Raw genomic sequence first — 12181 nt, 5'->3', positions numbered from 1 at the left:
AAAAGGTTGTTTTTCGCAACAAAAATATAAAAATTATTTCATATAGCACTCTTTTTGCTATTTTTTTTCTCTATTGGTAATTTTACTCCCTCCTTTTCTACCTTACTTTGGATAGCAAATATAGTATCGTTCGGTTACTTGTGAAAGAGGTTCTAAATTGATAGCTTCAGAGGTTTTAGTAAGATCTACTACTCTTCCATTTTTGGTAAGAATCTTAATTATTTCCTTTCCTGGATTATACGCTCTGTTAGTCATCACTCCTGTAAAGACAAAGTACTTCATATCTTTTTCGCCTACTCCTTTGGCAACTGATAGTTTCTGCAGTCTTTTTATCTTCTGTTCTTCAAAATCGTTTAAGCGGACTTTTATTTTTAGCAAATCGCGATTAAGCAACATTTTGCTGAGTTTAGAAAGGACTACATCGGGGTGGAACTGCCATTCTTTCATTGCCGAAATAATATCTGTATCGTCTAAACGAGCAAACATCTCAAGTACTTCTTGTGAGAAATTATCTTTGGATATCTTGTTTTTCACAAAGAAAGCTAAGGCGGTGGACATAGTCAGTTCTTGCCCTTGTTGCACCAACTCTTTGGCACGATTGAGCAACCTGATGAGTATCTGCTCGGCTACTACGCTAGTTTTGTGCAAGTACACTTGCCAATACATCAATCGGCGGGCTATTAGGAATTTCTCTACCGAGTATAAGCCTTTTTCTTCGACTACTAATTCGTCGTTGCGTACGTTAAGCATTGAAATAAGGCGTTCAGAATTTATATTCCCCTCAGCGACTCCTGTATAAAAACTATCGCGTTTGAGGTAATCGGCTCTGTCCATATCCAACTGCCCCGAGATAAGTTGATGCATAAACTTACGTGGGTAAGTACCTTGAAATATTGCTATAGCGGTATCTAATTTGCCATTAAATACCTTGTTAAGCTCTTGCATAAAGCGCAGCGAGATTTCCTCGTGAGAAATACCTTCGACAATGCTGTGTTCCATTGCGTGAGAAAAAGGCCCGTGACCTATGTCGTGCAACAATATGGCAATATAGAGCCCTTCAGCTTCTTTTTCAGAGATTTGTATTCCCTTGAAACGGAGCATCTCTACTGTTTTCTGCATCAAGAACACACACCCCAATACGTGCTCAAAACGAGTGTGTTTAGCCCCAGGGAACACCAAATACGAAAGTCCCATTTGGTTAATGCGTCTGAGTCGCTGAAAATAGGGGTGCTCAATAATGTCGAACGCCAGAGTGCTGGGGATATGGATAAACCCATAAATAGGGTCGTTGATAATTTTTAGCTTATTTCTTGACCGCATTGAACTGTTTGTTTTTTAACCACTCGGCAGTAGCTTGATAAGTACCAATACAAGCATCGGCTTGTTCCTTATTCACATTATTTTCTTTTATTTGCTTATAAAACAACGGATATTCTTGTGAGGGTTGTTCGGCTTCTTTGTGCAAACTGTATTGAGTGGTTTTTCTCAAAGGTGATATAATAGTGAGTTTATCAGAGGTTAAATAACCTAAATCCTGATAAGTAGCAATATAAGCGCGTGGCTGATAGCCTTCTTTTAGTACATCTTGTCCTATGAACTTAGAGGTATAATTGAAATTTAGCAAACCAAAAACGGTAGGCATCACATCTATTTGTGATACCATTATATCTACTTTTTTAGGAGTGATAAAATCGGCAACAATAAAACAAGGAATGCGATAACCATCTAAAGGCAATTCGGTACTACCTGCACTCGATGCACAGTGATCGGCTACAATCACAAAAAGAGTATTTTTGTACCATTCTTGTTGTTTGGCCATCTCAAAGAATCGTTTGAGAGCATAATCGGTATATTTTACTCCACCTGCACGTCGTTTTTCAGTAGGAGGAATATCAATTTTACCTTCTGGATAAGTAAACGGACGGTGATTACTTACTGTCATCCAGTGATTAAAGAATGGTTTGCCTGCTTTAGCTTGTTCATTCATCACCTTTATAGCTTTGTTTGCCATATCTTCATCGCAAACACCCCATATATTAGAAAAAGTTACTTCTTCTGGAGTAAAGCTCTTGCTATCTATAATATCGTAACCATTACCAGTGAAAAAATCCTTCATATTATCAAAATAACTATCGCCTCCATAGAGATATTTTACATCATAACCTTTACTTTTGAACACGCTACCCGTGGTAAACTTATCTTTATTGTCTTTGCGCTTCACCACACTTTCGCCTGGAGTAGGTGGTATGCAAAGAGTTAGAGCTTCCAACCCTCTCACAGTGCGATTACCCGTAGCATACAAATTAGTAAAAAACAAGCTGTTATTAGCTAAGCTATCCAAGAAAGGCGTACGATTATCAGTATTACCATACATTGTAAGGTATTCTGCCGAAAGACTCTCTACTGAAATGAGGAGGACATTGCGGTGTACTTCGGTAGTATCGCTTACAATCTGGCGTTCGAGGGCAGGAGCATTGAGTTGTTTGAGCACAATGCTTTCAGCCTCTTTGTCTGGCAAGGTAGGATAAAACTGAAAGAAATCTAACTCACTATGGGTAAAAGCATAATAAAACTTGTAAACACCATTACTTTGTATTTCTTGAGCAAAAGTATTTTCGGCAGTCATAGCATCAAGCTGGGGTAATCTCCACATTCCTATAAGCACTAACAGCAAATAGGGTACTACTATAACCGTTTTTTCAAAGAGGGTAGGTATTGTTTTGAGCGCACTCTTAGTCTTGAGAAATAAATATATAGTAATTGCCAATACTAATACAAAAACCCCTGTAAATAAGGGTACTACGGGGTAACTCTCCATTATATTACCTATCACTTCATTGGTATAAATAAGGTAATCTACTGCTATAAAGTTATAACGAATCCCGAACTCATTCCAAAAGAAATATTCGCTTACTGCATTCATCACTATGGCAAATACATAGATAGCCAGCGTAATAAAATACAATGCATTGCGCAGTTGGGCTCTGTACTTAGGCAAAAAGAGTAATAAGGCAAAACACAACGTTTTAAAGCCGAAGAAAGCTAATGCGATTTCGGGAATCACGCCCCCATATTGTGCAAATATATTGTTAGGATAAAACTGTATATAGAGTAGTATGAGGATAAATGCTCCTAAAATAATGCCTCCGTAAGGTTTTTTGTACTTTACATTGGCAATAAAGAGGAAATAAAGCATTAAAATACTACTTGCCAATACTATCACAAAAGCATCGGATAGTAAGCCTATGAAAAGCATCTTAAACACACTCCACACCGAAAATGTGGTAGCAGTAATAGGGTGCACCATAAAAACAATGCGCATCACAAACGATACGATTAGGTATAAGGCAGCTATATATGTAAAAGGCTTTATTCTTTCTAAAATGGACTTCATAGATAGTTATTTTTGAATGATAAACATTGTGATTTCTCTCTTAAAAAAAGAAACGCCTTAAAAAGAGACTCATAAGGCGTTTCATTTTAAAAATGAAAATTTCTTTATTTATTGATTTGTGTTGAGCATAATTGGCATTGCCAACATTAGCACTTTCTCACCCTCATCAAGTCCATCAACAGGCGTGATAAGTCCGGCGCGATTTGGCAACGACATTTCTATCAAGATTTCATCAGAGTCTAAGTTATTAATCATCTCTTTCAAGAACTTGGAGTTGAAGCCTATTTCTAAATCGTCTCCCTGATAGTTGCAAGTGAAACGCTCCTCACCTTTATTGCTATAATCTACGTCCTCAGCTGAAATTACCAAGCTAGAACCAGCTATTTTCAAGCGCACTTGGTGGGTGGTTTTATTTGAAAACAACGACAAACGGTTAATAGAACTATAGAATTGCGAACGATTTAAAATAAGTTTATTAGGATTTTCTTTAGGAATTACCGCATCGTAGTTAGGATATTTACCATCTATAAGGCGGCAGATGAATTCCATATCGTCAAAAGAGAATTTTGCATTGCTCTCGTTGTATTCTATTGTTACTTCTGTTTCGCTACCTGCTAAAATACCTTTGAGAATGTTCAACGGTTTTTTAGGCATAATGAAATCAGCAGCTTCATTAGCTTTGATGTCTAAGCGTTCGTATTTCACTAATTTATGAGCATCTGTACCTACAAAGGTAAGTCCGCTTTCACTGAATTGGAATAAAATACCGCTCATTGTAGGACGTAAATCGTCATTTCCTGCTGCGAAGATAGTCTTTTGCACGGCAGTTGCTAATACATCGCCTATCATCGTTACTTTGCTTGCTTCAGGCAAGGCTACAGGGCGAGGGAACTCCTCTCCATCTAAATAAGCTAAGGTATAATTACCGGTAGTAGAGCTAATTTCTATTACATTATTCTCTTTTACCAAAAAGGTAAGGGGTTGTTCTGAAAAGGTTTTAAGAATATCTGTCAATAATTTAGCTGATACTGCTATGCTCCCTTCTGAATCTGATTCTACTTCCAAAGTACCTCTTACAGTAGTTTCCAAATCGGAAGCAGAGATAGTTAAAGAATTGGTAGACAGTTCAAACAAAAAGTTATCGAGTATAGGCATTGTATTGTTGTTATTGATTACACCGCCAAATACTTGTAACTTCTTTAATAAGTAAGAACTTGATACTATAAACTTCATATTTTTATATATTTTAAATGACAAAACTTACCCCTTTTCGGAGTAATAATGGCAAAAGTAGAAAGAATATTTGTTACTACCAAATTTTTTTAGATATTTTTTAATTTTAATGTGAGTTCGACATAAGAGATAATATGACTTACACTACAGAAATTCTAGCAAAACAAGCAATTACAAATAGGTAGTTTCGCTGTTTTTTTAATCTCCCACAAATTCCAAAAAATAGAAACTTTGCCAACGATAGAAAAACGAATCTATAAACAACAAAGAAAGACAGTTTTTGTTTGAAGCAATCTTATACGTAGCTTATACGAATCTTATAGGAAGAACGAACAATGAACGGTGCGAGCCACACGGGCAAATGAACGAATGACTAACGATGAACGAACGAATGACGAACGAATGACGAACGATGAACGAACGATGAACGAACGATGAACGAACGATGAACGAACGAATGACGAACGAATGACAAACAAAAGACAAAGAAAAGACGAACAAAAGACGAACAAAAGACGAACAATGAACGAAGAAATGCTAAAGAGAAGAGGAAGATAAGATAGCGTTAATAGCTTTTTAAAAATAAAAAATAATATATTTTGCTTATTTCTATTTGTAATTAAAAAAAACTTTGTATTTTTGTGCCATTATTTTAAACATAAAATTATGGAGAAATTTGGTGATATCATCAATGTAAATACACCTGTGCTCATTTGTTTTTATTCTGAAGGTATTGAAGTTTCACTACATATGAATGCTGTATTACGCGAAGTAGTTACTATTTTGAAGGATAGAGTAAAGGTTGTGAAAGTAGACATTAACAAGAATAAAGAATTAAGTAAGGCACTGAAGATAAGTGTCTTGCCTACTGTTATTATCTTTAATAATATGAATCTTATTTGGCGGGGAGAAGGCTTTCAAGACAGTGAAGTCTTACTAATGGAACTTAACAAATTTCTGTAATTAATGATTAAAGGTCAATGATTAATGGTTAGTTCTAATTCCTAATTTCTAACATAATGAGGAATTAGTAATCCTACCACTAAATCGTAACTATTGATACCTTGTGATTGTTTGTTTGCTTTCAAGAACGCATCGTAGCTTGCTTTAAAAACAGGCTCAGCTTTGTTCTCATATTGTTGCCAAAACAAACGCACTTCTTTATAGTTTTCAAAGATACCTTTGTGAATTTGAGAGTGAAGGCTTTCATATTCAGTAGGAGCTACTTGAGCTACTTCATTGAGAAAATAGCGCAAGGCAAAGAGTTCTGCACTGTATCTAAAATAAGGATTATCAGTTTTTAGAGCTGCCAAATACCCTAAATAATTTGCTTCTTCTTCGGCAGCATACCCCATTTGATGTGCTATTTCGTGGCAAACAGTAATAGGTACACTATAACCTATCATCTTTCTGTTTACTTGGGCTTCATTAGTAAACGGATTCAAATACCCACTATATCCCATATAGGTAAGCAGTTTACTGTAAAGAGAAGGTTTAACACTTTTCATTGCTTTAAAGTCTGTAACACCTTGTTTCTCCAGAGGATAGCCGTTATAAGCAATGCGATATATTTCTTTTTGTGAAAGCCAAAAGTCTACTTTAGTAGTATCATTGGTTGCTAATCGGGAATGGATTGTGTTGGCTCTGTCAATACACGTTTGTGTAGCTTTCAGCAGTTGGGCTTGTGTATATTCTTTAGAAATGTGCAAAGATTCCGATAAAGGTACCCTAAAATAGTTGAACCCCCAAAGGAAGAAAAAGGCAAAGGTAATACGTATTATTTTTGAAAATATCTTATCTAAGACTTTTAAGGGGGTTTGCCATAATTTTTTGAAGTGTTTTACTACGGCTAAAAATATACCTATAATGAGCAACGTGTATAGAATATCGCCCATAGAAAAAGGTATCCACCCGAATAAAAAGTGCAACACTTTAGCTATATACGGGTAGATACCTTTACTATAAATATGTTCTGTAACGGTAGGAAAAGTACGAAAAACAAGCCAAATAACTATGTAAATAGCAAAAACACTATATTTCCATACTTGTTTCCTTTCCATTATTTCTTATCGTCTTTACCTTCCAAGTCTCTCTCAAATTGTTTTACTTCTTTGAGTTGCTCTATAATCTTATCAATAGTTTCTTTTTTGTCTATTTCAATAGGAATTTCCACTTTAGTGTACTCCCAACGAATTACTAAATTTACTTTTTCATTAGAAATGTTCTCGAATGAGAACTCTAAAGCTTCTTGTAAATCTTTGGTTTGAGTAACGGGCACTGTAAATTCAATAGCATTCTCATTAGGGTCATAGCTATAAGCTCCCCACGCATCGGCATCGTAATTGAGAACTACCGTCCACTGGTGAGCTTCAGGAGTTACAAAAATAGCATAATCGCCCTTCTTTACCGACTTGCCTCCAAATTTTACAGGCTGAAGGAAACTAATACTCGTAGCTTGATTAGCTCCTAAACGCCAAATCTTCCCATAGGGAACTAATTCGCCAAATATTTTACGCCCTCGCACACTTGGGCGACCGTAATCTACTGTAATTTGACTCACAGAAAACTGTTGTGTGATTACCTGACGTGGACTTGCCATAGGGTAGCTAAAGTTCTGCGCATAAGACGCAAGACTTATCAAAAAAACTACTATAAGGATTAGTTTCTTCATATTATTCGAAGTTTAGATTTAATAAGAACCCACGACTCTTTAAACCATTAAGGTTACTTGTCCAAGGGCTATTGGGATTATTATCGGGTATCAACTCATTATTAACTGAAAATAAGGCCCTCAGAGAAGGAGAGACTCTAAAATAAGGAGTGTAGAAGTCAATACCTAAACCTAATTCATAGAAGAAAACATTTCTTGTAGCACGGAAAGTCTTTTCGGAGTTATCGACATTTAGATTCGCATTACTACTCAAGTTAAACACCATCGAAGCTCCTGCCGTTACGTAAGGTTTTACGTTATACCAGCGCTTAGCACTATATTTTAGCAATAACGGAATATAAATATAAGTAGAAGGAACATCGCGCATCGAATCTCTCGAATCGGAGAATCCAGGGAAGATAAGAATACGCTTGTTGTACACCAAACCTGGCTCAATTCGCAAATCGAGATGTTTCACTAAGCGCACAGAGCCTGTAAGACCTACGTTAAAACCTAATTTACGGTCAGTTTGTATTTCTCGCAGATTAGCTGTGCGATAATTTAAGTCGCGGTAATCTATTTTGAAGTCAAACACATTGGTACCAAAATAGTATCCCCATTGAAAGCGTTTGTCATCAAAATGCTCTAAGTTCATAATAGGCTCTTTGATTTGCCCATACAAATTCAATGCTCCTAAAAATAAGAACAACCCTATAAGACTCTTTTTAAATGTTTTCTTATTCATTTTTTATTGTTAAAGTTCTATTTATTAGCTATGTAAATGGTAACTACTCCACCTAAGGTTTTAGGATAATATTCAGTTTTCTGATAACCTACCTTATCTAATATCTCTTGAAACTTCTTCCCGTAAGGAAAATGGATAGCCGAATCAGATAAGTACCTATAAGCCGACCTGTCTTTAGAAAAGAGTTTGCCTATGAGGGGCATCATATAATTTGTATATAGATGATACCCTTGTTTGAAAGGGAACTTTTTAGGTACAGAAGTCTCTAATACCACCAAGCGCCCCTTAGGTTTCAGCACTCTGAGAATTTCACTTAGTCCCTTTTCTAAATCTTCAAAGTTGCGTACTCCAAAGCCTACCGTTACAGCATCGAAAGTAGCATCAGCAAAAGGTAGTTGCTCACTGTCTCCGTGTACTAAATTAATGCGGTCAGTAAGTTTTTTTTTAGCTATCTTTCCGCGTCCTACTTCCAACATTCCCTCTGAGATATCTAATCCTGTAATTCTCACATTTGGAATAGTAGTAAGAACAATTGCTAAATCGGCTGTGCCTGTAGCTACATCAAGCACCGTAGTAGGGTGTATCTCTGCCACTTTTTGTACTACAAATTTACGCCATTTTACATCTGAGCCCCACGAAATCAAACGGTTCAAACCATCATAAGTATCTGAGATAGTGTTAAACATTTGGGTAACTTGTTCTTTTTTACCCTGTGCTGAATCTTGATAGGGCGTAACAGTGTTCTTAGGCATATAGTGCTTAATTTTTTGCAAAGATAGAAATTAATTTTCAATTGACAATATTTTTGTCTCTTATTCACATACACGCCAATTCCAGAACCCTAGCTTTACCTCTTACCTATTTAAATGCCTTTGTATTATTCTTAATAATCGCTTCTTTCTCGGCTTCTGGAATAGAGTATTTATGACCATAAGCAGCTCCTTCCCAATCGCCATAAGAATAGTTAGGGAGCACAATAAAACGCTTTCCAAACTCTGTTTTGTTCTTATGTACTGCTTCTGAACGTTCTTTTGGAGTACCACCATCGAAATCTTTAGAAAAGTCAGAAAGGTTGTCGCCCATCAAGAGTACGATGTCGTAATCTTTAGCAATTTGTAATCGACGGTTCTCTTTGCTCTTCTCAGCAGAACGCAAGATAAGTCGATTGTCCGAAGGCAAAGGAAAATTGTACTTGCGCAAGTTCTTGGTCGTACCTTCACGTTCGTTGTCACGACGATTAGTCACATAGAAAATAGCTACTCCCTTGCTATCGGCGTATTTAAAGAACTCTAACGCGCCTGTTAGCGGTTTGGCATCGCCTAAAACTGTCCATTCTTCCCACGCTTTTTGTGAATAACTAATACCCTGTTTCGCACAATAGGCTTCAAAGGGCGAATTGTCCAAAAAGGTTTCATCTATATCGGTAACAATTGCCAGCGGTTTATCGCCCTTTTTAGCAAGGGCTTCGTCCAATCGCAATTGTGCCACGTTGAAGGCTTGCAAACACAAAGCTTCATATTCAGCAGCGTTTTGCTGAAAGTAAGACGACCACAATTTGCCGTTGGCAATGAGGGCACTTTCTTGCGTAGTAGTTTGCGTTGTGGGAATGTTTTTAGTAGCACAGCAACTGCCGAGCAGTAAAGCTACTACTCCAATGAGTAAATAATTCTTTTTCATTTCTATTTAATTTGTTGATTTGTCAATTTGCTAATTTTCCAAATTTGCTAATTATCTTGTCTACTATTATCTGCGCAAGCTTTTCTTTACTTTCTAAAGTCCAGCCTGCAATATGAGGAGTGAGAATCACATTATCCGCTTCCAATAGGTATTTAAACGATTCGGGCATTTGTTCGTCGCTAAAGAAGTCTTCAAACGATGCCTTTTCATATTCTAACACGTCTAAACCTGCCCCCAATACTTTCCCGCTTTGCAAGGCGTGTACCAAATCATCGGTAACTACGCTCTTCCCACGTGCGGTGTTTAAGAACCAAAAACTCTTAGCAAAACTATTAATAAACACTTCATTCACCATACCTATAGTTTGTGGGGTTTGAGGTGTGTGCAAGCTCACTACATCTGCCTGACGAAAAAAATCTACTAGGGTTCCTTGCTTGGCATTCTCGTCACCTTTGTTGGGGAGTATATCGTAGCAAATCACACTACAGTCAAAACCGCGCAATTTCTTAGCAAAACTCTTTCCCATATTGCCGTAGCCTATGATACCTACTGTCTTGCCGTCGAGCTCCCAACCTCTGTTCTCCTCTCGCAACCATTTGCCGTTTTTAATTTCGTTATTGGCTTTCTTAAACTTGTTCAGCAATGCTAGAAGCATACCGAGTGCGTGTTCGCCTACTGCATTTCTATTGCCTTCAGGGGCTGCGATGAGTGTTATGCCTTTACTTTCAGCATAAGCTACGTCTATATTTTCAAGCCCTGCACCTACTCTACCTATAAATTTCAATTGAGTAGCTTTGTCTAAAAATGTCCTGTCTATGGTAAAACGACTGCGGATAATAATTCCTTCGTAATCAGCTATTTTAGCTTCAATAGACTCTTTAGAGCTTGTATAGTCTTCGTAATTTTCAAAACCCTGTGCTGCGAGTTGTGAAAGCATCAAGGGGTGGTTTCTGTCTATATGTAATATCTTCATTTTAAAGTGAATCCTTTTTTATCTTTAAATATAAAGAGCCTAATAGAGGTCTTAATTTTTTGCAAAAATAATAAATAATTACGAACTACAAGTGAAGAACCTCAAATAATTTGCTAATCCTCAAATTTGCTAATTTGCTAATTATCCCCTACCTTTGCCGTCTATTAATAAGAAAAATTATGTCACTATCCTATTTACAACCCGTTGATGAAGCTTTTACCTTAGACGATTACAAGCCACAACAAGTGGGTTTCCAACTCCATAAACACCTCCCTTCCCTTGGTTTACCTGACCTTACCGACGTGAAAATTGCCTTTTTCTGTATCGAAACCGAAGGACAGTCTTTCTATCGCTTCCGTCAGCATCTGTATTCTCTCTTTATGGGAAATTGGAATTTTGCCATTGCCGATTTGGGTAACTTGCCCTTAGGCGAAACCGACGACGATACTCATTTTGCTATCAAAGAAATTGTAGCCGAGCTCATTAAGCAAGACGTTATCCCTGTGGTGCTGGGTGGTTCGCAAGACTTTACTTATTCCCTCTACCGCGCTTTCGATAGTCTCGAACAAATGGTGAATGTAGTATGTGTAGATGCTAAGTTCGATTTTGGCGATACCGAAGAACTCTTTGTAGAGAGCTCCTATATGAGCAAACTCATTTCAGAACCTCCCGTGAATTTACTCGATTTTACCAATCTCGGCTATCAGTCTTATTACGTAGCTCAAGAAGAGCTCGATTTGCTCGAAAAAATGTGTTTTGAGGTACACCGCTTGGGCAATATAGTGAATGATTTGAAGATTATCGAGCCCGCAATGCGTGATGCCGATATCGTGAGTGTCGATATGAGCTGTGTGCAGGCAAAAGATATGTTAACTGAAGGTAATGTAAACGGCTTCAATAGTAGGGAAATATGTGCTATCACGCGTTATGCAGGTATCAGTAGTAATGTGCAAGTGGCAGGTATTTTCGATATCCCCAATACCGATTTGGCAAGTCAGCTACTCGCCGAAATGCTTTGGTATTTCTACGAAGGATTTAACTTCCGTATCAAAGAACTACCTGTGATAAACGACGAGAATTACACTAAATACATCGTACCCATTGAAGATATCCAAATAGAGTTCTTCAAAAGTACGCAAACCGAACGCTGGTGGATGAAACCCGGAGGCGATAAATACTCCGGACCTCAAAACCACATACCCTCCGGACTTATTCCTTGTCTACCTCAAGACTACGAAGAAGCCATTAGTGGCACTATCCCCGAACGTTGGTGGCGCTCCTATCGCAAATCAGTATAAGCAAATATCTTTTCTATAAAGTCATAGAAAATCGCAATTTCATTTACTTTAAATTCGCTTTTTGTTTCTTCATTCTTTATTCACCCTTACGGCTCGTACCGTTATTTGTTCGTTTTAGGTCTACTTTAGCTTCGCTTTCTCTTCAAATAGGTCTTGTCTTTCAGATTGATAGTCTTCACCAATTTCTCTTTAAGGCTTGTCCCCCTTCGGG

Annotated in this window: 11 protein-coding genes; 2 read left to right on the top strand and 9 right to left on the bottom strand. The window is 37.4% G+C overall.

What is annotated here, in order from left to right:
- Positions 1-102: 102 nt before the first annotated feature.
- From HMPREF9078_RS03295 to dnaN, 3 genes are all read right to left on the bottom strand, one after another.
- Positions 103-1320 (bottom strand): HD domain-containing protein, encoded by a 1218-nt coding sequence (locus tag HMPREF9078_RS03295; RefSeq protein ID WP_009419331.1) that lies wholly within the window; start codon positions 1318-1320, stop codon positions 103-105.
- On the bottom strand, positions 1304-3394 hold the full coding sequence (locus tag HMPREF9078_RS03290; protein ID WP_009419330.1) for an LTA synthase family protein: 2091 nt from the start codon (positions 3392-3394) through the stop codon (positions 1304-1306). Before HMPREF9078_RS03290 ends, HMPREF9078_RS03295 begins: the two co-directional genes overlap by 17 nt.
- A gap of 108 nt (positions 3395-3502) precedes the next feature.
- Positions 3503-4627 (bottom strand): DNA polymerase III subunit beta, encoded by a 1125-nt coding sequence (gene dnaN / locus HMPREF9078_RS03285; RefSeq protein ID WP_009419329.1) that lies wholly within the window; start codon positions 4625-4627, stop codon positions 3503-3505.
- Positions 4628-5293: 666 nt separating this feature from the next.
- Here dnaN and HMPREF9078_RS03280 point away from each other — a divergent pair.
- A complete protein-coding gene (locus tag HMPREF9078_RS03280; protein WP_002671563.1) occupies positions 5294-5590 on the top strand; it encodes a co-chaperone YbbN in 297 nt (98 codons plus the stop codon).
- 41 nt (positions 5591-5631) lie between these two features.
- Here the strand turns inward: HMPREF9078_RS03280 and HMPREF9078_RS03275 are convergent, their stop codons facing one another.
- The 6 genes from HMPREF9078_RS03275 to HMPREF9078_RS03250 all read right to left on the bottom strand — a co-directional run bounded on the left by HMPREF9078_RS03275 (position 5632) and on the right by HMPREF9078_RS03250 (position 10672).
- Entirely contained in the window at positions 5632-6687 is a 1056-nt protein-coding gene (locus HMPREF9078_RS03275) for a DUF3810 domain-containing protein (protein WP_009419328.1), read from the bottom strand.
- Positions 6687-7298: a DUF2911 domain-containing protein gene (locus HMPREF9078_RS03270; RefSeq protein ID WP_002671558.1), complete on the bottom strand. Its 612-nt coding sequence runs from the start codon at positions 7296-7298 to the stop codon at positions 6687-6689. The genes HMPREF9078_RS03275 and HMPREF9078_RS03270 overlap by 1 nt, the downstream gene beginning before the upstream one ends.
- Before the next feature lies 1 nt (position 7299).
- Entirely contained in the window at positions 7300-8022 is a 723-nt protein-coding gene (locus HMPREF9078_RS03265; RefSeq protein WP_009411358.1) for a porin family protein, read from the bottom strand.
- 17 nt (positions 8023-8039) lie between these two features.
- Positions 8040-8774: a bifunctional demethylmenaquinone methyltransferase/2-methoxy-6-polyprenyl-1,4-benzoquinol methylase UbiE gene (gene ubiE / locus HMPREF9078_RS03260; protein WP_009419327.1), complete on the bottom strand. Its 735-nt coding sequence runs from the start codon at positions 8772-8774 to the stop codon at positions 8040-8042.
- Positions 8775-8880: 106 nt separating this feature from the next.
- Entirely contained in the window at positions 8881-9699 is an 819-nt protein-coding gene (locus HMPREF9078_RS03255) for a 5'-nucleotidase, lipoprotein e(P4) family (protein ID WP_009419326.1), read from the bottom strand.
- 22 nt (positions 9700-9721) lie between these two features.
- Complete coding sequence (locus HMPREF9078_RS03250; protein ID WP_009419324.1) at positions 9722-10672, bottom strand: 2-hydroxyacid dehydrogenase; 951 nt, start codon at positions 10670-10672, stop codon at positions 9722-9724.
- Between the two features lie 179 nt (positions 10673-10851).
- Between HMPREF9078_RS03250 and HMPREF9078_RS03245 the strand changes: the two genes are divergently transcribed.
- Positions 10852-11970: a formimidoylglutamase gene (locus tag HMPREF9078_RS03245; RefSeq protein ID WP_009419323.1), complete on the top strand. Its 1119-nt coding sequence runs from the start codon at positions 10852-10854 to the stop codon at positions 11968-11970.
- Positions 11971-12181: the final 211 nt, after the last annotated feature.

Source organism: Capnocytophaga sp. oral taxon 380 str. F0488 (assembly GCF_000318255.2).
Taxonomy (GTDB): Bacteria; Bacteroidota; Bacteroidia; order Flavobacteriales; family Flavobacteriaceae; genus Capnocytophaga; species Capnocytophaga ochracea.
This window is presented reverse-complemented; position numbering and strand designations above follow the sequence as displayed.